The following is a 22,668-nucleotide window of genomic DNA, read 5'->3' on the forward strand; positions in this document are numbered from 1 at the left end:
GCAACGCCGGGAGGTATCCCATGGGCAAGCTGGGTGACATGGCCGACAAGGCCAAGAAGATGGCGAAGGGCCACCCCGACCAGGCCGACAAGGGCGTCTCGGGCGCCGAGCGGGCGGTCGACCGGCGCACGGGCGACAAGTACGACGCCCAGACCGACAAGGCCGCCGACGCGGTACGCCGCTCCTACCGCGACGGCGGCACACCCCGGCCCTGACGCACGCCGAACGGCCTTGGCCCCCGGTGCCCGGCACCGGGGGCCAAGGCGCGCGGTCAGTCCAGGACGTGACTGAAGACCCCGGCCCCGACGGGCACCACCCGCACCCGCACCGTCCGGGCCGGGCCCGTGCGCGCGGCGATGCGCAGAACGTCCCCCGACGGGCTCGCCCGCAGGTCCCGCAGGGTCCCCGGGTGCTCCCGGCCGGGCACGTACAGGGCCTTCCACGCGGCCTCCTTGGCGGAGAACAGCGCGGTCACCGACCAGCCGCCGGCGCGCAGCGGCCCCTCCTCGTCCGCGCGCAGCACCAGACGTGCCGCGTGCGGCGGGAGGGGCCGCAGTTCCAGATCGCAGCCGAGCGGGCCGTCGCCGCGGCCCGGGGCGCGGGCCACGGCGACCGCGATCCCCGCGCTGTGCGAGATCGACGCCGCCCGGCCCGGCGGGAACACCGGCAGCCGGCCCGAGCGGGGGATCTCCCCGCAGTCCAGGCCGACCGCGCCGAGCGCCCGCCGGGCGGCGTGCCGTCCGGCCAGGAACTCCCGGCGGCGCCGCGGCGGCATCGCACCGGCCGCCGCCGCCTCGGCGGGACCCGCGGGTGCCAGTCGCTCGCCGACGGCGGCGACACCGAGGCCGAGCCCGGCGGCGGCCAGCGCCGGACGCGAACGGGCGAGGGCGTCGAGGGCCACCGGCCCGGTCACCGCCTCACACCCGCAGCGACTTCTTGACGATCTTCCCGGCGGGGTTGCGCGGCACCTGCTCGATGAACTCCACCCGCCGCGGGCGCTTGTACGGCGCGAGCAGCCCCGCCACGTGCTCCAGCAGCTCCGCCGCGCCCGGGTCGGTGCCCGGCTCCGGGACGACGTACGCCAGCGGCACCTCGCCGTAGTCCTCGTCGGGCATCCCGACGACCGCGGTGTCCCGCACCGCCGGGTGGGTCAGCAGGGCGCGCTCTATCTCCGAGGGATAGACGTTCTGGCCGGCCCGGATGATGACGTCCTTGGTGCGGTCCACCAGGCTGATCCGGCCCTCGTCGTCCACGAACCCCAGGTCACCCGTCCTGATCCAGCCGTCGAGGGTGATCTCGCGGGTGGCCTCGGGGTCGTTCCAGTACCCCTGCATGACACCGGGCCCGCGCACCACGATCTCGCCGATGCCGCCGCGCGGCAGCTCCCGGCCGTCCGCGTCCACCGCGCGGGCGGACATGCCCGGCACGACCCGGCCGCAGGGGATGCGGGCGGTGACGTCCCCGGGGGCGGGGTGCTCGTCGGGGCCGAGGGTGACGAACGGGCCGCCGACCTCGGTCATGCCGTACACCTGCCGGAAGCCGCAGCCGAGCCGCCGTACCGCGTCGGCGTACACGTCGAGCGGCATCGGGGCGGCGCCGTAGAGGACTTCCCGCAGCGAGGACAGGTCGGTGCGGTGGGACGCCTTGGCCTGGAGCATGAAGCGCAGCATCTGCGGCACCAGCCACATGTGGGTGGCGCGGTGCCGTTCCACCGCGGCGAGCGCCCGCTGCGGGGTGAAGCCGGGCATCAGCACCACGGTGGCGCCGGCCGCCAGGTAGGTCAGGGACACCACCATGCTGCCGTGGTACAGCGGGCAGCAGTTGACCATGACGATGCCGTCGGTGGGCCGGGCCATGACCAGCCAGCCCAGGGCGATGGCCCGGAACGAGCCGCTGTCGACGGTGACCCCCTTGGCCCGCCCGGTGGTCGCCGAGGTGTGCAGGACGGCGACGGGGTCGGTGTCGGCCACCCGCGGCAGCTCCCGTTCGGCGGCCAGGGTGCCCAGCGCCTCGAATGCGGGCTTGTCCAGCGCCATCCTGATCCGTACCGACGCGGGCAGTTCGGTGTGCCGGTCCAGCAGCTCGGACTCACCGAGGACGGCCACCGCCCCGACGCGTTCGACGATCCCGGCGACCTCGGGCACGGCCAGGCTGTGGTTCAGCGGCACGAACAGGGCGCCGAGCCGGGCGAGCGCGAAGTAGGTCTCCAGCACCTCGATGCGGTCCTTGGCGAGGACGGCGACCCGGTCACCCCGCTCGATGCCCAGCTCGGCCAGCCCGTACGCCAGTTGCAGCGTGCGGTCGTGGAACTCGGCCCAGGTGACGCTGCGCTCCTCGTCCACCAGCGCGGTCCGGTCGGGCCAGCACTGGCGGTTGCGCTCCAGCAGTTGGGTCAGCCACATCACGCACCGCCGGTGGCACCGGCGACGGAGTGCTCGGCCACGAAGCGCTCGTAATCGGCGATCGTGTGCAGCTCCTCCATGTCCTCCGCCGTGATCTCCACGCCGAGCCGCTGCTCGACCAGGAGGACGAGGCGCACCAGGTCCCCGGAGTCGATGCCGCTGGCGGCGAGGTCGACGTCGTCGCCGACGGCGTCCGCGTACTCGGCGGTGCCGGTGAGTTCGACCAGCAACTCCCTGATGGTGCTCATGGTTTCCCCTTTCGCCTCGGCGTGCCGGCCGCCGTGCGGTTCTCGACTGTCACCCCCACCAGAGGCGCCGGCGGCCGGTACCACTCCCCGCACCGGCCCGTGAGCTTTGTCACGCGCCCAGGCCGGCCGGGGCGGGGATAGCCGGGGCGGGTGCCCGGCCTCTTACCGCAACGAAGAGACCCGCTCCGACCCCCGGGGGCCACCGGGGGCGGAACCCAGCCGAAGGAGTGATGCGAGTGCCCAGGCAGCCGGTACCGGTGCGGGCCGCGGCGCGCCCGGCCCGCACGGGCGGTGCCGCGTGAGCGCGCCGACCGCCCCCGCCGCCCCCGCCTCCGTCCCCGCGGACCGGACCACGGCCCGGACCCCGGACCAGGACGAGCTGCTCGCGCACTTCGAGGCGCTCATCGCCGCCGGCGAGACCGTCGAACCGCGTGACTGGATGCCCGACGGATACCGCCGCATGATGATCCGCCAGATCGCCCAGCACGCCCACTCCGAGATCATCGGCATGCAGCCGGAGGGCGCGTGGCTCACCCGCGCCCCGTCCCTGCACCGCAAGTCGGTGCTGCTCGCCAAGGTCCAGGACGAGGCGGGCCACGGCCTGTACCTGTACTCCGCCGCCGAGACCCTGGGCGTGGACCGCGCCGACCTGCTGGACGCCCTGCACCGGGGGCAGCAGCGCGCCTCGGCCACGTTCAACCACCCCGCGCTGACCTGGGCCGACACCGGTGCCATCGCCTGGCTGACGGACGGCGCCGCCGTCATCAACCAGGCCCCCCTGTGCCGGACCTCCTACGGGCCGTACGCCCGCGCGATGCGCCGGGTCTGCCAGGAGGAGGCGTTCCACGTCCGGCAGGGCTACGACCTGATGCGCGCCCTGTGCGAGGGGACACCGGAGCAGAAGGCGATGGCGCAGGACGCGGTGGACCGCTGGTGGCTGCCGGCCGTGGCGCTGATGTTCGGGCCGCCCGACACCGAGGCGGGCGGCGCCGACGCCCGGACGGCGGCGCTCGGGGCCGCGGTCTCCCGCCGCGCCATCGCCTGGGGCATCAAGCGCCACACCAACGACGAACTGCGCCAGCGCTTCGTCGACAGTTGCGTCCCGCAGGCCGAACGCCTCGGCCTGACCCTGCCCGACCCGGTGATCCGCTGGAACGAGGAGCGCGGGCACTACGACTTCACCCCGGTCGACTGGGACACCTACCGCCGGGCGCTGGGCGACGACACCCACTGGGCGCGGCAGCGCCTCGCGCACCGCAGGGCCGCGCACGAGGACGGCGCCTGGGTCCGGGCGGCGGCCACCGCGTACGCCGGGGCGGGAGACGCCGCATGAGCCGCGAGCGGGAGGGCGCACCGGCGTCCTGGGAGGTGTTCCTGCGGGCCCGCCGGGGCCTGGCCCACCAGCACGTCGGATCGGTACGCGCGGCCGGCCCGGACGCGGCGCTGGCCGCCGCCCGCGACCTCTACACCCGGCGCGGCGATCCGCTGTCGCTGTGGGTGGTGCGCTCCGACGCCGTGCACACGGCCTCCCCGGACGAGCGCGACCCGTACTTCGCGGGCGCCCGCCACAAGCCGTACCGCTACCCCGAACATTTCGCCCCCCTGACCGAGGAAGGCCCCGAAGGTGACCACGACCAGTGACGCCCCGGCCAGGCCGGTGGCCGACGCCGACCTGGCGCTGCACCTGCTGCGCCTCGGCGACGACGCCCTCGTCCTCGGGCAGCGGCTGTGCCAGTGGATCACCCGCGCGCCGACCGTCGACGAGGACCTGGCGCTGTCCAACATCGCCCTGGACCTGATCGGGCACGCCCGCGTCCTGCTCACCCGCGCCGGGGAACTCGACGGCACCGGACGCACCGAGGACGACCTCGCCTTCACCCGCCCGGAGCGCGAGTTCACCAACACCCTGCTGACCGAACTGCCGAACGGCGACTTCGCGGTGACCGTGGCCCGGCAGCTCGCGTACACCCACTACGCGGTCCTGTACTACCAGGCGCTGGCGGGCTGCGCCGACCCCGCGCTGGCCGCCTTCGGGACCCGCGCCGCCAAGGAGACCGCCTTCCACCGGCTGCACGCCGACCGCTGGACCGTCACCCTCGGACGGGGCACCGCCGAGAGCGCCCGCCGGATGCGGCGGGGCCTGGAGCGGGTGTGGCCGTACACCGGCGAGCTGTTCGAGGAGGACGAGGCGCTGCGGCGCCTGGCCGCCTCGGGCCGGGTGCCCGCACCGGCCCTTGTGCGCGCCGAGTGGGAGGAGCGCGTCGGCGCCGTCATCGCCCGTGCCGGCCTCACCGTGCCCGTGCCGTCCTGGTCGGCCCGGGGCGGCCGGTCCGGACTGCACACCGAGGAGTTCGGGCCGCTGATCGCCGAACTGCAGTCGGTGCGCCGCCAGTTCCCCGGAGGCACCTGGTGACCGCGCCCGCCCCGGCCCCGGTCCGTACGGTACGCGAGCGGGTGGCCGCGCTCCCGGACCCGGAACTGCCGGTGATCACCCTGGGCGACCTCGGCGTGGTGGGCCCGGTCGCCCCGGGCGCCGACGGCGTCCTGGAGGTCGAGATCACGCCCACCTACCTGGGCTGCCCCGCCCTGCCCGAGATCTCCTCGGCGGTACGGGAGGTCCTGGCCGCCTGCGGCCACCCCGACGGCCGGGTACGGCAGGTCCTCTCCCCGCCCTGGACGACCGACCGGATCACCCCCGAGGGGCGGCGCAAGCTCGCCGCGCACGGCATCGCCCCGCCCGTCTCCCCGGCCCCCGGCGGCCCGGTCCCGGTCGTCCTCGGCGGCGTGCCCTGCCCGCACTGCGGTTCGCGTGCCACCCGTCCGCACAGCGTCTTCGGACCGTCCCGCTGCCAGTCGGTGCTGTGGTGCACGGCCTGCCGCGAACCCTTCCCCCACCTGACCGCCCTGTGAGGCCGACCGTGCACACCGCCACCGCCGAGGACCCGCCCGCCGCCCCGCCCCGCCGCACCGGATGGCACCGGCTGCCGGTCACCGCCGTACACCGCCTGACCGCCGACACCGTGGCCGTCACCCTGCGCGTGCCCGCCCCCCTGCGCGAGGTCTTCGCCCACCGGCCGGGCCAGCACATCGTCGTCCGGCACCGCCGCGCCGGCGGCGAACTGCGCCGCAGCTACTCGGTCTGCCCGCCGCCGCACGACCCCGAGGCGCTCCGCCTGGTGATCCGGCGGGGCGGCCCCGACGGCTTCGGCGCCCACGCCACCACCCGGCTGGCCGCCGGGGACCGGCTGGAACTCTCCCCGCCCACCGGCGCGTTCGCCCTGCCGGAGCTGCCCGGCGCCCATCACGTCCTGCTCGCGGGCGGCACCGGAATCACCCCGCTGGCCGCGATGGCCGCCCACGCCCTGCGCCGGGACCCGGCCTGCCGGGTCTCCGTCGTGCACTCCGTCCGCACCGCCGCCGACGCCCTGCTCGCCGACGAACTGGCCGAACTGAAGGACGCGTTCGTCGACCGGTTCACCGTCCTGTACGTCCTCACCCGCGAGGACCGGGGACCCGGCCCCCTCGGCGGACGGATCGACGCGCGGCGACTGCCCCGCCTGCTCGCGGCGGTGGACGCCCGCCCCGCCCCGGACACCGCGTTCGCCCTGTGCGGCCCGCCCGGCCTGGTCGCCACCGCGCGGCGGGTCCTCGCCGAACGGGGAGCCGACCCGGCGCTGGTCCGCTGGGAGCTGTTCACGGCGGCCGGGACGCCCCGGCCCCCGGCCCAGGCGCCCGGACCGGCGCCCGGCGCGGGCGGGACCCGGGTCACCGCCCTGCTGGACGGGCGCCGCCGGGCCGCCACCGTCCGGCCGGAGGACACCGCGATCCTCGACGCGCTGCTGCGCGCCCACCCCGACGTGCCGTACGCCTGCCGCGAGGGCGTGTGCGGAAGCTGCCGCGCCAAGGTCCTCGCCGGAGAGGTGACGGCCGACCGCCAGCACGCCCTGGACGAACGCGACCGCGCCGCCGGCTACACCCTCACCTGCCGCGCCCGCCCGCGCACCCCCGACCTCACCCTCGACTTCGATGCCTGACCCGCACCCGTACCCGCCCCGCGTCCCGCCGCACCGAAGGAGCAGCACGTTGACCACCACCCCCCGCCACCGAGGCAAGACCGCCCTGGTCACCGGAGGCAGCCGGGGCATCGGCAGAGCCGTCGGCCGCCGTCTCGCCCGCGAGGGCGCCCTGGTCGCGGTGCACTACGGCCACGACGCCACGGCCGCCGAGCGGACCGTCAAGGAGATCGAGGCCGACGGCGGACGCGCCTTCCCCGTGCACGCCGAACTCGGGGTGCCCGGCGACGCCGCCACCCTGTGGGCGGCCTTCGACCGGGCCCTCGCGGAGCAGGACGCGGAACCCGGCGTGGACATCCTCGTCAACAACGCCGGCATCACCGTCCCGCGCCGCATCGACGCGGTCACCGAGGCCGACTACGACCGGGTGTTCGCCATCAACACCAAGGCCCCGTTCTTCATCGTCCAGCGCGGCCTGGACCGGCTGCGCGACGGCGGCCGGATCGTGAACATCTCCTCGGTGGTGACCCGCATGGCCTACCCCCACCTCGTGTCCTACGCCATGACCAAGGCCGCGCTCGACCACCTCACCCTCACCCTCGCCCAGGAACTGGGACCCCGGGGCATCACGGTCAACGCCGTCGCTCCCGGCTACACCGAGACGGAGATCAACCCCACGCTCGGCGTCCCGGAGATCCGCCGCAGGTACTCCGAGGCGTCCGTGTTCGGCCGGCTCGGCGACCCGGCGGACATCGCCGATGTCGTCTCCTTCGTCGCGAGCGACGACGCCCGCTGGGTGACCGGCCAGTGGATCGACACCTCCGGCGGCGCCCACCTCGGCGTGTGACCCGCAGGCACCCCTAGGAGTTGCGATGAACGACAGCCCGACCGCGCTCGCCGAACCGGCCGCGGACGACTCCCTGACCCGGCCCTTCGCGGGCGCCAGCCCCTACGACAGCTATGTGCGCGCCTCGGTCCTCAACTCGCTCCAGCAGCCGCTCACCGAGGCCCCGGACGAGATGGGCTTCCTCGTCACCACCCAGGTGATGGAGCTGTGGTTCACCCTGATCGTGCACGAGTGGCGCACGGCCCGGGTGGCCCTCGCCAAGGACGACCTGAACGCGGCCATGGACGCGCTGGCGCGCAGTCGCCGCGCGCTGACCGCGCTGGGCGGCGCCTGGGCGCCGATCGCCGCGCTGACCCCGGCCCGGTTCGACGGCTTCCGGGCCGCGTTCGGCAAGGCGTCGGGATTCCAGTCGGCGATGTACCGGCACATGGAGTTCCTCCTCGGTGACAAGTCCGCCGGGATGCTGCGCGCCCACCGGGGCGACCCGGCCGTCCACGAGGCGCTCGGCGAGACCTACCGCGAACCCTCCCTGTACGACGAGGTGCTGGCGTACCTGCACCGCCAGGACCTGCCGGTCCCGCGCCACGTCCTGGAACGGGACATGACGAGCCCGTACGCCTCCGACCCCGGGGTGGTGGAGGTGTGGCGGCGGATCTACGCCGGGCCGCAGCACCATCCGCACCTCGCGCTCGGCGAACTGCTCACCGACATCGCCGAACTCGTCACCCGCTGGCGGTTCGAGCACGTCCTGGTGGTACGCCGCGCCATGGGCGCCAGACCGGGCAGCGCCGGCTCCGCGGGGCTGGCCTGGCTGGAGCGGCGCGCGGCCCGCCCGGTCTTCCCCGAGCTGTGGGAGGTGCGCGGTGACGTCTAGGGCCATCTCCGCCTTCGCGGCCGAGGAGGAACGCCGGGTGCTGAGCCTGAAGCCGGTCCTCGCACCGGTGCACGGCCGCTACGGCGACCACCCCCACCAGACCTACGACGCCTGGCCGTCCGACGACCCCGACGCCCCGCTGGTCGTGCTGCTGCACGGCGGCTACTGGCGCTACGACCGGATGCACCTCACCCCCTTCGCCGCCTACCTCTCCCGGCAGGGCTTCGACGTGCTGCTGCCCGGCTTCCGCCGCTCCGGCGGCGCGGGCGGCTACCCCGAGACCTTCGACGACATCGCCCGGATCGTGGACACCCTGCCCCAGGGCCGCCCGTACGTCCTGGCCGGCCACTGCTCCGGCGGACACCTGGCGCTGTGGTGCGCGGCCCGGGGCCTGCTGCCGCCCGGCTCGCGCTGGCACACCCGTACCCTGCCGACCAGCGTGCTCGCCCTCGCGCCGATCACCGACCTCGCCGCCACCCGCCGGGACGACCTCAGCGACGGGGCCGCCCGGCAACTCCTCGGCGGCGACGACGAGTTCGACCGGAGGCTGCCCGAGGTCGACCCGCTGACCCTGCTGCGCGGGCCCGGCACCACCGGGGTGCCCACCGTGCTGCTGCACGGGGCCGCCGACGAGGAGGTCCCGCTCACCCAGTTCACCGACTACGCGGCCGTCCACCACGACCTGAGGACGGTCGTCCTGCCCGGCACCGGCCACTACACCCTCATCGAACCGGGCGCGCCCGGCGCCCGCGCGGTCGCCGGCACCCTCCGGGAACTGGCCGCCGCGTTCCCCGACCGAGCGGACCGGGAGGCCGCACCCCGATGACCACCGCCGCCACCGCCCCCACCGCACCGGCCGCCCTGCGCGACCTGGCCGCACGGCTCGACGCCGACGACCCCCTGGCCGCCCTGCGCGACCGCTTCCTGCTCCCCCCGGACGTCGTCTACCTCGACGGCAACTCCCTCGGCCCGCTGCCCGCCGCCGTCCCCCCGGCCGTCCAGGACGTGCTCACCCGGCAGTGGGGCACCGACCTGATCGCCTCCTGGCACACCAACGGCTGGTGGCGGGCGCCCCTGCGGGTGGGCGACGCCATCGGCGCGCTCATCGGGGCCGCGCCGGGGCAGACGGTCGCCGGCGACTCCACCAGCGTGCAGGTGTTCACCGCGCTGGACGCCGCCGCCGCGCTCCGCCCGGACCGGACGCTGCTGGTCACCGACCCCGGGCACTTCCCCACCGACCGCTACCTGGCGGACGCGGTGGCCCGCCGCCGGGGCCTCGACGTCCGCCGGGTGCCCCCGGCCCGGCTGCCCGCGTTCCTCGCCGCCGAGGGCCACCGGGTCGCCGTGGTCAGCTACTCGCCCGTCGACTTCCGCACCGGCGAGCTGTACGACATGCGGGCGCTGACCCGGGCCGCCCACGAGGCCGGCGCCCTCGCGCTGTGGGACCTGTGCCACGCGGCCGGTGCCCTGCCCCTGGACGTCGACGCCCTCGGCGTCGACCTGGCCGTCGGCTGCGGCTACAAGTTCCTCTCCGGCGGCCCCGGCGCCCCCGCCTACCTGTACGTGGCACACCGGCACCACGCCGCGCTGGAGACGCCGCTGCCGGGCTGGACCGGCCACGCCGACCCGTTCGCCATGGACCCGGACTACACGCCCGCCCCCGGTGTCGCCCGTGCCCGCGTCGGCACCCCGCCGATCCTGTCCCTGCTCGCCCTGGAAGCCGCGCTCACCGCCTTCGACGGCGTCGACCTCACCGAGGTCCGCGCCAAGAGCCTGTCGCTGACCGGGTTCTTCCTGCGGTGCGCGGCGGAACTGCTGACCCCGCTCGGCTTCACCCCCGTCACCCCGGCCGACCCCGGCCGCCGCGGCAGCCAGGTCAGCCTGCGCCACCCCGACGCCCGCGCACTGACCGACGCCCTCGCGGACCACGGCGTGGTCGCCGACATGCGCGTGCCCGACCTGCTGCGCTTCGGCGTCAACGCCCTCTACACCACCCACCAGGACCTCCTCACCGCCGCCCTGCAACTGCGGGACCTCGCCCGCGCCCGGGACGCCGGCTCAGGGGGCCTCGGTGGGTGAGGCCGCGGGGCTCGGCACGGCCGAGGGCCAAGAAGGCGACGGCACGGGTTCCGAGGGGACCGGCACGGGTTCCGAGGGGACCGGCACGGGTTCCGAGGGGACCGGCGTGGCGGAGCGGGGCACCGGCGCGGTGGTCGCGGGCGCCGGGGCCAGCGGGACCGCCGGGCGGACGGGAGGCGGGCCGGCGGACCACTGCGACGGCAGCGCGAACAGGGCCGCGACGGCCACGGTCGCCGCGGTGCCGGCCGCGGCGCGCAGCAGACGCCGACGCGCCGCCGCCCGGCGCACCGCCTCGTAACGGCCGGGCGGCGGGCTCAGGTGACCGGCGTCCGGGCGGAGCACGACCAGCAGCGGGTCGTCGTCCCGCCCGGGGTCCGGGTCGTCGTCAAGGCGTGTGGTCAACGCTTCTCCTCAGGTGGACGCGGAGCAGTTCGCGGGCCGCGTGCAGATCGGCCTTGACGGTTCCTTCCTTGCGCCCGGTCAGCACGGACACCTCCCGGATCGGCATGTCGGCGTAGTAGTGCAGCAGGATCGGCACCCGCAGCTTCTCCGGCAGCGACTGTACGAGCATCCGCACCGAGGGGTCGGCCTGTTCCTGCGGGGGCCGGACGGCGGCCTCCGCGGTGACCTGGCGTACCGCCCGGCGCTCGCGCTCCAGCTTGCGCCAGTGGTCCCGGACGAGGTTGGCGGCGGTGACGTAGAGGAAGCCGCGCGGCTCCTCCACCGAGGTCCAGCGTGCCCAGAGCCGGGTGAACGCCTCCGAGGCGATCTCGTGGGCCGTCCCGTCGTCGTCGACGAGACGGCGGCACCAGCCCGCCAGACGCGGATACAGGGCGGCGAACAGCTCGGACGCCGCCCGTTCACGGGACCGTTTCACCGCTCTCCATGGTCGCGAGGGGACGGGCCGGGCGCGGCCGGCCCGGCGAAGACGATGACGTTGTCGCGGTACTCGCCGCCCGCGCGGGGGCCGCCGCAGGTGATCAGCCGCAACTCCGGGCGGGTCGTGTTCCCGTAGACGTCCTCCGTCGGGAACTCGGCCTTCGCCACCGTCCGTACGGAGGTGACCGCGAACCGCTCGGTCGTGCCGTTCTCCAGGCGGGCCTCGATCCGGTCGCCCCGGCGCAGTCGCGCGAGGTGGCGGAAGACGCCGTCGCCGTGGGTGCCGACGGTGACATGGCCGAGCAGCACCGACGGGCCCGGCTCGCCCGGCGCCGGCGAATGCCGGTACCAGCCCGCCCGGTCGTGGTCCGTGACCGGCGGCACCTCGACCGTGCCGTCCGGCGCCAGCCCGAGCCGCAGCACCGGGGTGTCGACCCCGATGGCCGGAATGCGCAGACCGACCGGGGCCGAACGCTCCGGGGGCCGCGCCGGACCGGCCGAGGCGGAGGCGGGGGAGTGGGCGGGCGGCACCGTGTCCGCCCGACCCTGCGGCGGGCCGCCGCCGCACCCCGCCAGGGACCCGGCCAGCGCGGCGACGACCAGGGCCCGCCCGGAGAACCGGCTCATTCCCCGGTCGCCGCCCGCCGGCGGCGTACGACGAGAAGGGCCGCGCCGCCCGCCACGAGCGCCGCGCCGGTGCCCGCGCCGGCCAGCCCCGCGTCCGGCCCGGAGCCGCCGGACTCCGCGACCCCGGTGTCGGGAGCGCCCTCGGGCACGACGGAGACCTGGTCCTCGGCGGGGACACCGGTCGCGGGCGACGGCGCCTCGGTCGGGGCGGCGGCCTCCGGCGACGGCGCCTCGGTGGGCGCGGCACCGGGGCTCGGGTCGCCGGAGACCGGGGCGGCGGACGGCACCGGGGACGGATCGTCGGCGAACGCCGGCGCGGTGCCCGCCAGAAGGGCGGCGCCCGCCAGGGTCGCGGCGCTGAGAAGGGTTCGGCGCATGGGTGGCTCTCTCTCGTCGGCCGGTCCGCGCGGCGCGGACCGTGGATCGGACGGAGAGACGAGGCGGGACCCGGACGGGTTGTAAAGAGACGGCAAAGTCACTCGCCGGACGTGCCGCCGGGCCGTGATGCGCGGTCCGCGGCCTGCGGTTCCGCCCGGCCCCTTCGCGGGTCAGCCGAACCTGAAGCGCAGCGGTGTTCCCGTCACCGCCTGGGCCGCCGCCGCGAGGGCGGCCTCGGAGACGACCGCGACGACCGGATAGCCGCCGGTGGTCGGGTGGTCGTGCAGGAAGACCACGGGGCGGCCGTCCGGCGGGACCTGGACGGCGCCCAGGACCATGCCCTCGCTGGGGAGTTCACCGGTCCGGGCCCGTTCCAGGGGCGGTCCCTCCGTGCGCAGGCCGATGCGGTTGCTGTGCGGGGAGACCCGGTACGCCGCCGAGGCGAGCGTGCGCAGCGCGGCCGGGGTGAACCAGTCGGCGCGGGGCCCGGGACGTACCGGCAGGATCAGTTCGGCGGGCGGTCCCAGCCAGGGCGCGGCGACGGGCGGCGCGGGCCGCCGCGCCGGGACGCCCACCGGGAGGACGTCCCCGTCGCGCAGGGGAGCGGGGCCGAGGCCGGAGAGCAGGTCGGTGGAGCGACTGCCCAGCACCGGGTCGACCGCGACGCCCCCGGCGACCGCGACGTAGGAGCGCACGCCCGCGGTGACCGTCCCGACGTCCAGCACCGCGCCCGCCGGGACCCGCACCGCGCTGCCCCAGGCCGCCGGGCGCCCGTCCACCCTCACCGGGCAGGGTGCGCCGCCGACCACGACGGTGACCGCGCGGCCGGGCCGCAGGGCGCAGCCGGTCAGGGTGGTCTCCAGGACGGCGGCCTCGGGATCGTTGCCGAGCAGCCGGTTGCCGAGCCGCATCGCGGGCGCGTCCAGCGCCCCGGACCGGGGCACCCCGAGGTGCGCGTGCCCCCGCCGCCCGCCGTCCTGCACGGTGGTGAGCGCACCGGCCCGCACGACCGTCAGCTCGGCGCTCACGCGGCACCACCGGCCGCCGAGCCGCGGGCACCCGCGGCGCCGGCCGCCCCGGGCTCCCCGGGGCCCACCGCGACGAACCGCACCCGCGTCCCCGGCGTCAGCAGCGCCGCCGGTTCCCGGGCGGGGTCCCACAGCTCGGCCGGGTCCGGCACGGTGCCGATCAGCCGCCAGCCGCCCGGCGTGGCCCGCGGGTAGACCGCGCTGTACGGCCCGGCCAGCGCCACCGCCCCGGCCGGCACCCGGGTGCGGGGCGTGTCCCGGCGGGGGACGTGCAGTTCGGGGGGCAGCCCGGTGAGGTAGCCGAAGCCGGGGGCGAAGCCGCAGAACGCCACACGGTAGGCGACGCGGGCGTGCCGGGCGCCGACCTCCTCCGGCGCGACCCCCCACCGGGCCGCCACGTCGGCCAGGTCGGGGCCGTCGTAACGCACCGGGACGTCCACCACGTCCCCGTCGTCGGCCGTCACCGGGGGTACGTCCCAGCCCGTGAGCCGGCGGGCCAGCGCCTCGGGGTCGGGCACCCCGTCGAGGAGGACGGTCCGGGCGCCCGGCACGATCTCCGCCACCGGCGGCAGCGTCCCGGCGGCGCGCCGGCGCAGCACCTCCGCGTGGAAGGCCGCGGTGCCCTCGGCGTCGGGCAGTTCGACGAGCAGGGCGTGCCGCCCGGCGGGGCGTGCCGTGAGCGGCCGGTGCCCGGTCACGCGAACGCCCCGACCTCGACACCGGCCCGCTCCAGCGCCTCGCGGACCCGGGCGGCGGTCAGGGCCGCGCCCGGGGTGTCGCCGTGCACGCACAGCGACCGCGCGGCGACCGCGACGGCCGACCCGTCGACGGCCTCGACCGCGCCGTCCACCGCGAAGCCCAGCGCCCGCCGTACCACCGCGTCCCCGTCCGTCACCACGGAGTTCGCCTCGCGGCGCGGGACGAGGGTGCCCTCGGGCGTGTAGGCGCGGTCCGCGAAGGCTTCGGGCACACCAGTGAGCCCCGCCTCCTCCGCAGCGGCGAGCAGATGGGAGCCGGGCAGCCCGAGGACCGGCAGCGCCCCGCCCGCGAGCCGTACGCCCGCCACCACGGCACGGGCCTGGACCGCGTCGTGGACGGTGCGGTTGTAGAGCGCGCCGTGCGGCTTGACGTACGCCACCCCGGCACCGGCGGCCTCGGCGAACACCCGGAGCGCGCCGATCTGGTAGGCCACCTCGGCGGCCAGCTCGTCGGCCGGTACGTCCATGGCGCGGCGCCCGAAGCCGGCCAGGTCGCGGTAGGACACCTGGGCCCCGATCCGGACCCCGCGCTCGGCGGCGAGGGCGCAGACGCGGCGCATCACCGAGGGGTCGCCCGCGTGGAACCCGCAGGCGACGTTGGCGCTGGTGACGACGGAGAGCAGGGCGTCGTCGTCGGTGAGGGTCCAGCGGCCGAAGCCTTCACCGAGGTCTGCGTTGAGGTCGATCACTCCTCGAACGTAATCGATCGTTGAACGATCCGACAAGGGATCGACGTACGCTCGGTGAAGGACCTCACCTGATCACCATGCGTGAACCCCGCCCCCGGGGATACCAGGTGCGGCATGGCAAGAGTCACGAACCCGTCGCCCACGGCGGCCCCGGAGGGCCCGGCGCTCAAGCGCGCCCTGACCACTCCGCTGCTCTACTTCTTCATCCTCGGCGACGTCCTCGGCGCCGGTGTCTACGTCCTGGTCGGCCAGGTGGCCGCCGACGCCGGGGGAGCGGTGTGGGCGCCGCTGGCCGTCGCGCTGCTGCTCGCCCTGCTGACCGCGGCCTCCTACGCCGAGCTGGCCACGAAGTACCCCCGCGCGGGCGGCGCCTCCCACTACGCCACCCGCGCCTTCGGGCCGTTCGCCGGGTTCGTCGCGGGGTTCTGCATGCTCGCCGCCGGCATCGTCTCGGTGGCCGCGCTGGCCCGGGGCTTCGGCGGCGACTACCTGTCCGCCTTCGTGACCCTGCCCGTCGGACTGGTCGCCGTGGTCTTCCTCGCCCTGCTGGCGCTGGTCAACGCCCGGGGCGTCAAGGAGTCCACCCGCGCCAACGTGGTCGCCACCGTCATCGAGGTCGGCGGCCTGCTCGTCATCGTCGCCCTCGGCGCGTGGCTGCTGCTGCGCGGCGACGGTGACGTGGGACGGCTCGGCTCCCTCGGCACCCCCGAGAAGGGCGCCGCCGCCGCGCTGCTGAGCGGCTCCGTCCTCGCGTACTACTCCTTCGTCGGATTCGAGACCTCGGTCAACGTCGCCGAGGAGACCCGCGACCCCCGTCGCTCCTACCCGCGCGCCCTGTTCGGCGCGCTCGCGACCGCCGGTGCCGTGTACGTGCTGGTGGGCATCGCGGCATCGGCCGCCGTCCCCACCGACCGCCTGGTGGAGTCCAGCGGCCCGCTGCTGGAGGTCGTCAAGGAGGCCGGCGGGGTGCCGGTCAAGCTGTTCAGCGCGATCGCCCTCGTCGCGGTCGCCAACGGCGCGCTGCTCACCGGCATCATGTCCTCCCGCCTCGCCTATGGCATGGCCCGCGACGGCCTGCTGCCCGCCCCGCTGGCCCGGGTGCTGCCCGGCCGCCGCACCCCGTGGGTCGCGATCGCCGTCACCAGCGTGCTGGCCATGCTCCTGGCGCTGACCGGCGATGTGGCCACCCTGGCGTCCACCCTGGTCCTGCTGCTCCTGGTGGTGTTCTTCATGGTCAACATCGCCGTGCTGGTGCTGCGCCGGGACACCGGCGAGAGCGACCACTTCCGTGCCCCCACGGTCCTTCCCGTGCTGGGCGCCGCGTCCTGTGTCGCGCTGGCCACCCAGATCGAGGCCGAGGTCTGGCTGCGCGGCCTGCTCGTCCTGGCCACCGGAATGGTCCTCGCCACGTTCGCCACGCTGCGGCGCAGGCGGGCGGCCGCGTAACGGGGGCCGCCCTTCCCGTCAGGTCGTGTGCCGGCGGATACGCGCGAGCAGGGTCCGCAACTGCTCGCGCTCCTGCGTGTCCAGGGCCGCCGTCGCCTCGGCCAGGGCGAGGCGGTCGATCTCCTCGGCCTCGCGGTGGCAGCGCTCCCCCTCCGGGGTGAGGCGGAGCAGGAACGACCGCCGGTCGTGCGGGTGACGTACCCGCTCCACCAGGCCGTCCCGTTCCAGGCTGTCGACGATGCTGGTCGCGGTCCGGGCCGCGATGCCCGCCAGGTCGCTCAGGTCCCGCATCCGCAGCGGCCGTTCGGCCCGCGCCAGCATGCGCAGCGCGCGCAGCCGCGCCACCGACGCGCCCTTCTCCCGCAAGCGGGCCTCCACGAACTGCCGCAGACCGTTCGTGGTCTCGTACAGCTCGTCGATCAGGATGTCGCTGCTGCCCTGTACCGCCATGGCGTGTCCTCGTCCCGTGGTCGCGGTCGTGGGAACTCATTCTATGAGTAGACACATAGTGTGTATGCTCAGCACATGCGCCGACGTCACTCCGTGCTGTCCGCCCTGCCCTCCCCTCCCAGCCAGCGCCTGGTCGTGCCGGTGGTCTGTGTCTGCGTGACGTTCATCGCGATCGTCGACGGCGCGATCACCACCGTGGCACTCCCGTCGATCGCCCGGCAGTTCGACCTGACGACGGCCGCCCTGGACGGGGTCGTCGTGGTCTACCCGGTCTGCCTGGCGATGGCCATACCCGCCTCCGCCTGGCTGGTCGGGCGGTACGGCGGCAAACGCGTCCTGCTCACCGCCCTCGTCGGGTTCCTGGTCTCCTCCACCCTGTGCGGCGCGGCGGCCGGCCTCGGTCAGCTCGTCGCCTACCGCGCGGTGCAGGGCGTGTCCGCCGGGCTGCTGCTGCCCGCCTCGGCGGCGCTGCTGTTCGGCACCTTCACCGCCGCCGAGCAGGTGCGCGTCTCCCGCTACATGATCGTCCCGCAGCAGATCGCCCCGGCCGCCGCCCCGATCCTGGGCGGCCTGCTGGTGGACCACCTCTCCTGGCGGTGGGTGTTCTACGTCAACGTGCCGGTGGGCCTGCCGGCCGTGGTGTTCGGCGCGCTGTTCCTCGCCGGGCACCACGGCGGCCGGCCGGGCCGCTTCGACCTGCCCGGCCTGCTGCTCAGCGCGGCGGCCCTGGGCACCGTCATGTTCGGCGTCTGCGAAGGCCCCAACCGGGGCTGGTCCTCGGCCTCCGTGGTCACCGCGCTGACGCTCGGAGCCGTCCTGCTCACCGCCGCCGTCACTCATCAACTCCGCGCGACCGAGCCGCTGCTGAGGCTGCGGCTGTTCGCCGACCGGCTGTTCCGGGACACCAACCTGCTCAACCTGGTCGGCCTGGTCCCCATCCTCGGCGCCATGTACCTCGGCCCGCTCTTCCTCCAGCAGGCCCAGGGCCGCACCGCCTCGGAGTCCGGCCTGGCGACCTTCCCCGAGGCGTTCGGCGTCCTGCTGACCGTCCAGGCCGTCGGCGTGCTCTACGCCCGCGTCGGCCCCCGGATCATCGTCGGCTGCGGGACGGCCGGCGTCAGCGCCGTGCTGCTGCTCTTCGCCGGGTGCGACGCGGACACCGGCCTGTGGACCTTCCGCGCGTACATGTTCCTGCTCGGCCTCGCCATGGGCTGCTTCTTCATACCCACCACGGTGGCCTCCCTCGCCACCGTCGACCGGGCGGACCTGCCCCAGGCCACCACCCTGAACACCGTCGTCCGGCAGACCGGCGGCGCGCTCGCCCCGGCCGTGGTGACCACCGCCCTCGTCCTGGGCACCCCGGCGACGGCCGCCGCCGACCCGCCCGTCTCCGCCTACCAGCACGCCTACCTCGCCCTCGCCGCGATTGCCGCGGTGACCGCCGTCTTCGCCTTCACCCTCCCCGACGGCCCGGCCCGCGCCGCCGCCCGGGTCGGGACCACCACCACCGGCCGCCCCGCCCGCTTCCGCCGCCGACGGGAGCCGGTCGACTCCTGACCGCGCGGCCGGCGCACCGCCGTTCGCCCGCGGTCCACCACCGCGTCGCCCGCCGGCCCGTCCGTCCTCAGGCCGTCGGCGTACTGCTCTCCGCCGACGCGCTGGCCGCCCTGGACGCCGCCCCGGCCCCGCAGCGCTTCGTCGAGCCCTGTCTGACCGGCCCGGACCGGATGAGCCACCTGCTGAACCAACTGCTGCACTGCAACCTGCGCACCAAGGGCGCCTCCGCTGCGCGAGCTGGGCGGCGCCTTCCTGCTCGGCGGGGCCGCCCGCCGGCGCGGGCTGTTCCGCCCCGACACGGTACGCACCTGGCTGCGCGGCGGCGGCACGCTGCTGCCCCGGCAGGGCGGCAAGCTCTGGCTCGTCCTCACTCTGGAACTGTGGCTGAGGGCGTACGACCTGTGACGATAAAGTGGTCCCGGTCAGTTCCGGCGACAGGACCTGTGAGGTATCCGCGAGCATGCCGACGGAAACGCATGAGTTCCAGGTAGAGGCCCGTCAGCTTCTGCAGTTGATGATCCACTCGGTCTACTCGAACAAGGACGTCTTCCTGCGGGAACTCGTCTCCAACGCCTCCGACGCGCTCGACAAGCTGCGTCTGGAGAAGCTGCGGGACGACTCCCTCGACGCGGACGTGTCCGACCTGCGCATCGAGATCGAGACCGACAAGGACGCCCGTACCCTCACGGTGCGGGACAACGGCATCGGGATGTCGTACGACGAGGTCGGCCAGCTCATCGGCACGATCGCCAACTCGGGCACCGCCAAGTTCCTCCAGGAGCTGCGCGAGGCGCGGTCCGAGGGGGAGGAGGCCGGTGCGGAGGGGCTCATCGGCCAGTTCGGCGTCGGCTTCTACTCCGGTTTCATGGTGGCCGACGAGGTCACCCTGCTCACCCGGCGGGCCGGCCAGAGCCAGGGCACCCGCTGGACCTCGCGCGGCGAGGGCACGTACACGCTGGAGACGGTCGACGACGCGCCGCAGGGCACCTCGGTCACCCTGCACCTGAAGCCCGCCGACCCGGAGAACCAGCTCCACGACTACACCGCCCCCTGGAAGATCAGGGAGATCATCAAGCGGTACTCGGACTTCATCACCTGGCCCGTCCGGATGGTGCCCGAGCGGCCCGCCGAGGACGACGAGGCCCCCGGGCCCGAGACCCTCAACTCGATGAAGGCGCTGTGGGCCCGCCCCCGCGACGAGGTCACCGACGACGAGTACCACGAGCTGTACAAGCACATCGGCCACGACTGGCGCGACCCGCTGGAGACGATCCGGCTCCAGGCCGAGGGCACCTTCGAGTACCAGGCCCTGCTGTTCCTCCCCGCCCACGCGCCCCACGACCTGTTCACCCGGGAGTACCGCCGGGGCCTGCAGCTCTACGTCAAGCGCGTGCTGATCATGGACGAGTGCGAGGCGCTGCTGCCGCCGTACCTCCGCTTCGTCAAGGGTGTCGTCGACGCGGCCGACCTCTCGCTCAACGTCTCCCGCGAGATCCTCCAGCAGGACCGGCACATCGAGCTGATGCGGCGGCGGCTGACCAAGAAGGTCCTCTCCTCGGTCAAGGACCTGATGGCCAAGGACCAGGACCGCTACGCCACGTTCTGGCGGGAGTTCGGCACCGCCGTGAAGGAGGGCCTGGTCACCGACCCGGAGAACCGGGACGCCATCCTCACCGTCGCGTCGTTCGCGAGCACGCACCACGACAGCGAACCCACCACGCTCAAGGGCTACGTGGAGCGGATGAAGGACGGCCAGGAGGACATCTACTACCTGGCCGGCGAGTCCCGGCAGGCCATCGAGAACTCCCCGCACATGGAGGCGTTCCGGGACCGGGGCATCGAGGTGCTGCTGCTCACCGACGCCGTCGACGAGGTGTGGGCCGACGCCGTCGGCGAGTTCGACGGCAAGAAGCTGCGGTCCGTCGCCAAGGGGCAGATCGACCTCGGCACCGAGGACGAGGACGGCGCCGCCGACGACCGGGAGAAGCGGACCGAGGAGTACTCCGGACTGCTCGACTGGATGAAGGAGCGACTGGCGGAGGACGTCAAGGAGGTCCGCCTCTCCTCCCGGCTCACCGTCTCCCCGGCCTGCGTCGTCTCCGACACCGGCGACCTGACCCCGGCGCTGGAGAACATGTACCGGGCGATGGGCCAGGAAGTGCCCGGCTCGAAGCGGATTCTGGAGCTGAACCCGGACCACCAGTTGGTCAAGGGCCTCAACCAGGCGTTCAAGGAGCGCGAGGACCGCGACGCGCTCGCCGACACCGCCGAGCTGCTGCACGGCCTGGCCGTGCTCGCGGAGGGCGGCCAGCCCAAGGAGCCGACCCGGTTCGTCAAGCTGATGGCGGACCGGCTGGAACGCTCCCTGTAACCACGCCGGCGCCCGGCCCGCCCGCCGCCCCGCCCCGCCCCGCGCCGCGCGGGGCGGGGCGGGGCGGGGCGGCGGTGCCGGGGCCGTCAGCGGGTCACCGGGGTCTCCCGGTCGACGCGGGACAGCTTCTCCGGGTTGCGTACGGCGTACAGCCCGGTGATCAGGCCGCCGTCGAGGCGCACCGCCAGGACGGTGTCGACCCGGCCGTCGACGCGGAGGGTCAGCGCCGGGCACCCGTTGACGTGGGTCGTCTCGATGGCGACGGCGGGGCCGATCCCGCCCAGGACGCGCGCCACCCGCTCGGCACCCGTGACCGGTGCCAGGGCGGCCCGGACGACCCCGCCGCCGTCGGTCAGCAGGACGACGTCCGGGGCGATCAGGTCCAGGAGGCGCTGCGGATCGCCGGTCTCGACGGCCCGCCGGAACGCCTCCAGGGCGTCGCGGGCCCCCTCCGGCGAGACGGCCTCGCGCGGCCGGCGCGCCGCGACATGGGCCCGCGCCCGGTGCGCGATCTGGCGGACCGCGGCCGGGCTCTTGCCGACGGCGTCCGCGATCTCCCGGTACCCGAGGTCGAACACCTCCCGCAGCACGAACACCGCCCGCTCGGTCGGCGCCAGGGTCTCCAGGACCAGCAGCATCGCTATCGAGACGCTCTCCGCCAGCTCGACGTCCTCGGCCACGTCCGGGGAGGTCAGCAGCGGCTCGGGCAGCCACGGGCCGACGTAGGACTCCTTGCGGCGGCGCAGCGTGCGCAGCCGGGTCAGCGCCTGGCGGGTGGCCGTGCGCACGAGATACGCGCGCCGGTCGCGGACCGCGGCGAGGTCGACGTCCGCCCAGCGCAGCCAGGTCTCCTGCAGTACGTCCTCGGCGTCGGCGGCGGACCCCAGCATCTCGTAGACGACGGTGAACAGCAGATTGCGGTGGGCGACGAACGTCTCGGTGGCATCGGCCCCCGCGTCCCCCGGCCGCTCGTCGTACGCGCTCATGACTGGCTCCCCGCTGTCGATCGTCGACCGTGTCCACGCACAGGACGCCGGACCGGGCCGCGCTGTGACACCCGGGAGGCGGTGACCCGTGTCACACCGCCGCGCTGTCACAGGGACCGGGCGGCCGGCATCTGGTGTGCGTCAGGACGCCGCGGACCACGGTGTGCGGCACACGCCTCCACGAATGAGGAACCAGCCATGGAACCCCGTTTCAACCTGCTCGACAGCCCGACCGCCGCGAAGGTCGCCAAGCGGTTCTTCAACGCCTCGCTGCCCCTGGAGCAGTCGACGCTGCCGAAGTCCCTGCGGGAACTGGTGCAACTGCGGGTCGGCCAGCTCAACGACTGCGGCTTCTGCGTCGACGCCCACACCAAGGAGGCGGCGGCCGCCGGGGAGAGCGCGCTGCGGATCAACCTGGTGGCCGCCTGGCGGCACTCCACGGTGTTCACCGAGGCCGAGCGGGCCGCGCTGGCGCTCGCCGAGGAGGGCACCCGGCTCGGCGAGCGGGGAGTGACCGACGAGACCTGGGAGCGGGTCCGCGAGCACTACGACGACGACCAGGTCGGCGCGCTGGTCTGCCTGGTCTCGCTGATCAACGCGGCCACCCGCATGAACGTCATCGTGCGCAACCCGGGAGGTGACTACGCACCCGGGCGTTTCGCCGCCCTGTCGGAGTGAGCGTCAGTCCGTGACCCTGCTGCGGCTCTGGTAGGCGAGGTCGCGGTACTCGGGGTGCCTGGCCATCCAGCCCGCGATGAACGGGCAGGTGGCCAGCACCGGCAGGCCCCGCTCACGCGCGTCGTCCAGGACGGCGCGCGCCAGGGCGGAGCCCAGCCCCATGCCGTTGTACGCCTCGTCGACCTCGGTGTGCGGGTACACCACCAGCTCCCGCGTCCGCAGATAGTCGGCGAGGCCCACCGTGCGCCCGTCCACGCGCACTTCGAAGCGGGAGGACTCGGGGACGTCGACGATCTCCACCTGGCTGCGGTCGGGGGCGGTGGGCGTGGTCATGGGGCACTCCTGTGATCCGGGGGGC

General features: G+C 75.1%; 27 protein-coding genes. 14 read left to right on the plus strand and 13 right to left on the minus strand.

The annotated features are described in order from the left end of the window. Positions 1-20 precede the first annotated feature (20 nt). Positions 21-215 carry an antitoxin gene (locus ACFY32_RS12485; protein WP_390674085.1) on the plus strand — a complete coding sequence of 65 codons (195 nt, stop codon included), beginning with the start codon at positions 21-23 and terminating at the stop codon, positions 213-215. A gap of 56 nt (positions 216-271) precedes the next feature. Here the strand turns inward: ACFY32_RS12485 and ACFY32_RS12490 are convergent, their stop codons facing one another. From ACFY32_RS12490 to ACFY32_RS12500, 3 genes are read right to left on the minus strand one after another with little or no spacing between them, the layout of a single operon-like run. Beyond that, positions 272-913 carry an enterobactin synthetase gene (locus tag ACFY32_RS12490; RefSeq protein WP_390674086.1) on the minus strand — a complete coding sequence of 214 codons (642 nt, stop codon included), beginning with the start codon at positions 911-913 and terminating at the stop codon, positions 272-274. A 4-nt stretch (positions 914-917) separates the two neighbouring features. Then, positions 918-2,402, minus strand: coding sequence for a class I adenylate-forming enzyme family protein (locus ACFY32_RS12495; RefSeq protein WP_390674252.1), 1,485 nt, complete (start codon positions 2,400-2,402; stop codon positions 918-920). Next, positions 2,402-2,650, minus strand: a complete 249-nt coding sequence (locus ACFY32_RS12500; protein ID WP_390674087.1) for an acyl carrier protein — start codon at positions 2,648-2,650, stop codon at positions 2,402-2,404. Before ACFY32_RS12500 ends, ACFY32_RS12495 begins: the two co-directional genes overlap by 1 nt. 379 nt (positions 2,651-3,029) lie before the next feature. Between ACFY32_RS12500 and paaA the strand changes: the two genes are divergently transcribed. The 9 genes from paaA to kynU are packed head-to-tail and all read left to right on the plus strand — an operon-like array spanning position 3,030 to position 10,463. Then, positions 3,030-3,983 carry a 1,2-phenylacetyl-CoA epoxidase subunit PaaA gene (paaA, locus tag ACFY32_RS12505; RefSeq protein WP_390674253.1) on the plus strand — a complete coding sequence of 318 codons (954 nt, stop codon included), beginning with the start codon at positions 3,030-3,032 and terminating at the stop codon, positions 3,981-3,983. Next, positions 3,980-4,291 carry a 1,2-phenylacetyl-CoA epoxidase subunit B gene (locus tag ACFY32_RS12510; RefSeq protein WP_390674088.1) on the plus strand — a complete coding sequence of 104 codons (312 nt, stop codon included), beginning with the start codon at positions 3,980-3,982 and terminating at the stop codon, positions 4,289-4,291. Before paaA ends, ACFY32_RS12510 begins: the two co-directional genes overlap by 4 nt. Continuing rightward, positions 4,275-5,063 carry a 1,2-phenylacetyl-CoA epoxidase subunit PaaC gene (gene paaC / locus ACFY32_RS12515; protein WP_390674089.1) on the plus strand — a complete coding sequence of 263 codons (789 nt, stop codon included), beginning with the start codon at positions 4,275-4,277 and terminating at the stop codon, positions 5,061-5,063. The genes ACFY32_RS12510 and paaC overlap by 17 nt, the downstream gene beginning before the upstream one ends. Beyond that, positions 5,060-5,560: a 1,2-phenylacetyl-CoA epoxidase subunit PaaD gene (gene paaD / locus ACFY32_RS12520; protein ID WP_390674090.1), complete on the plus strand. Its 501-nt coding sequence runs from the start codon at positions 5,060-5,062 to the stop codon at positions 5,558-5,560. The genes paaC and paaD overlap by 4 nt, the downstream gene beginning before the upstream one ends. An 8-nt stretch (positions 5,561-5,568) precedes the next feature. Continuing rightward, entirely contained in the window at positions 5,569-6,684 is a 1,116-nt protein-coding gene (locus ACFY32_RS12525; RefSeq protein ID WP_390674091.1) for a 2Fe-2S iron-sulfur cluster-binding protein, read from the plus strand. 49 nt (positions 6,685-6,733) lie between these two features. Next, positions 6,734-7,510, plus strand: coding sequence for an SDR family oxidoreductase (locus tag ACFY32_RS12530; protein ID WP_390674092.1), 777 nt, complete (start codon positions 6,734-6,736; stop codon positions 7,508-7,510). Positions 7,511-7,535: 25 nt separating this feature from the next. Next, positions 7,536-8,384 (plus strand): tryptophan 2,3-dioxygenase, encoded by an 849-nt coding sequence (locus ACFY32_RS12535; protein WP_390674093.1) that lies wholly within the window; start codon positions 7,536-7,538, stop codon positions 8,382-8,384. After that, positions 8,374-9,210 (plus strand): alpha/beta hydrolase family protein, encoded by an 837-nt coding sequence (locus ACFY32_RS12540; protein WP_390674094.1) that lies wholly within the window; start codon positions 8,374-8,376, stop codon positions 9,208-9,210. The genes ACFY32_RS12535 and ACFY32_RS12540 overlap by 11 nt, the downstream gene beginning before the upstream one ends. After that, positions 9,207-10,463: a kynureninase gene (gene kynU / locus ACFY32_RS12545; protein WP_390674095.1), complete on the plus strand. Its 1,257-nt coding sequence runs from the start codon at positions 9,207-9,209 to the stop codon at positions 10,461-10,463. Before ACFY32_RS12540 ends, kynU begins: the two co-directional genes overlap by 4 nt. On the opposite strand, the gene ACFY32_RS12550 is transcribed toward kynU, so the two are convergent. From ACFY32_RS12550 to ACFY32_RS12580, 7 genes are all read right to left on the minus strand, one after another. Continuing rightward, on the minus strand, positions 10,443-10,865 hold the full coding sequence (locus ACFY32_RS12550; RefSeq protein WP_390674096.1) for a hypothetical protein: 423 nt from the start codon (positions 10,863-10,865) through the stop codon (positions 10,443-10,445). The two genes, kynU and ACFY32_RS12550, sit on opposite strands and share 21 nt — an antisense overlap. Further along, entirely contained in the window at positions 10,849-11,340 is a 492-nt protein-coding gene (locus ACFY32_RS12555) for an RNA polymerase sigma factor (RefSeq protein ID WP_390674097.1), read from the minus strand. The genes ACFY32_RS12550 and ACFY32_RS12555 overlap by 17 nt, the downstream gene beginning before the upstream one ends. Next, positions 11,337-11,969, minus strand: coding sequence for a class F sortase (locus ACFY32_RS12560; RefSeq protein WP_390674098.1), 633 nt, complete (start codon positions 11,967-11,969; stop codon positions 11,337-11,339). Before ACFY32_RS12560 ends, ACFY32_RS12555 begins: the two co-directional genes overlap by 4 nt. Further along, positions 11,966-12,346, minus strand: a complete 381-nt coding sequence (locus ACFY32_RS12565; protein ID WP_390674099.1) for a sortase-dependent protein — start codon at positions 12,344-12,346, stop codon at positions 11,966-11,968. The genes ACFY32_RS12560 and ACFY32_RS12565 overlap by 4 nt, the downstream gene beginning before the upstream one ends. A 171-nt stretch (positions 12,347-12,517) precedes the next feature. Then, positions 12,518-13,375, minus strand: coding sequence for a biotin-dependent carboxyltransferase family protein (locus ACFY32_RS12570; protein WP_390674100.1), 858 nt, complete (start codon positions 13,373-13,375; stop codon positions 12,518-12,520). Next, positions 13,372-14,073: an allophanate hydrolase subunit 1 gene (locus ACFY32_RS12575; protein ID WP_390674101.1), complete on the minus strand. Its 702-nt coding sequence runs from the start codon at positions 14,071-14,073 to the stop codon at positions 13,372-13,374. Before ACFY32_RS12575 ends, ACFY32_RS12570 begins: the two co-directional genes overlap by 4 nt. Beyond that, on the minus strand, positions 14,070-14,822 hold the full coding sequence (locus ACFY32_RS12580; protein WP_390674102.1) for a LamB/YcsF family protein: 753 nt from the start codon (positions 14,820-14,822) through the stop codon (positions 14,070-14,072). The genes ACFY32_RS12575 and ACFY32_RS12580 overlap by 4 nt, the downstream gene beginning before the upstream one ends. Positions 14,823-14,936: 114 nt before the next feature. On the opposite strand from ACFY32_RS12580, the gene ACFY32_RS12585 reads away from it, so the two are divergent. Continuing rightward, on the plus strand, positions 14,937-16,268 hold the full coding sequence (locus ACFY32_RS12585; RefSeq protein ID WP_390674103.1) for an APC family permease: 1,332 nt from the start codon (positions 14,937-14,939) through the stop codon (positions 16,266-16,268). A gap of 18 nt (positions 16,269-16,286) precedes the next feature. On the opposite strand, the gene ACFY32_RS12590 is transcribed toward ACFY32_RS12585, so the two are convergent. Beyond that, a complete protein-coding gene (locus ACFY32_RS12590; protein ID WP_390674104.1) occupies positions 16,287-16,718 on the minus strand; it encodes a MarR family winged helix-turn-helix transcriptional regulator in 432 nt (143 codons plus the stop codon). A gap of 156 nt (positions 16,719-16,874) precedes the next feature. On the opposite strand from ACFY32_RS12590, the gene ACFY32_RS12595 reads away from it, so the two are divergent. Beyond that, on the plus strand, positions 16,875-18,275 hold the full coding sequence (locus tag ACFY32_RS12595; protein ID WP_390674254.1) for a DHA2 family efflux MFS transporter permease subunit: 1,401 nt from the start codon (positions 16,875-16,877) through the stop codon (positions 18,273-18,275). 460 nt (positions 18,276-18,735) lie between these two features. Continuing rightward, positions 18,736-20,646: a molecular chaperone HtpG gene (gene htpG / locus ACFY32_RS12600; RefSeq protein ID WP_390674105.1), complete on the plus strand. Its 1,911-nt coding sequence runs from the start codon at positions 18,736-18,738 to the stop codon at positions 20,644-20,646. A gap of 86 nt (positions 20,647-20,732) precedes the next feature. Here the strand turns inward: htpG and ACFY32_RS12605 are convergent, their stop codons facing one another. After that, positions 20,733-21,632 carry an RNA polymerase sigma-70 factor gene (locus ACFY32_RS12605; protein ID WP_390674106.1) on the minus strand — a complete coding sequence of 300 codons (900 nt, stop codon included), beginning with the start codon at positions 21,630-21,632 and terminating at the stop codon, positions 20,733-20,735. A gap of 198 nt (positions 21,633-21,830) precedes the next feature. Between ACFY32_RS12605 and ACFY32_RS12610 the strand changes: the two genes are divergently transcribed. Further along, positions 21,831-22,310, plus strand: coding sequence for a carboxymuconolactone decarboxylase family protein (locus tag ACFY32_RS12610; RefSeq protein ID WP_390674107.1), 480 nt, complete (start codon positions 21,831-21,833; stop codon positions 22,308-22,310). A 3-nt stretch (positions 22,311-22,313) separates the two neighbouring features. Here ACFY32_RS12610 and ACFY32_RS12615 read toward each other — a convergent pair whose 3' ends face one another. Next, a complete protein-coding gene (locus tag ACFY32_RS12615; protein ID WP_390674108.1) occupies positions 22,314-22,643 on the minus strand; it encodes a GNAT family N-acetyltransferase in 330 nt (109 codons plus the stop codon). Positions 22,644-22,668 lie beyond the last annotated feature (25 nt).

Source organism: Streptomyces sp. NPDC000134 (assembly GCF_042899225.1).
Taxonomy (GTDB): Bacteria; Actinomycetota; Actinomycetes; order Streptomycetales; family Streptomycetaceae; genus Streptomyces.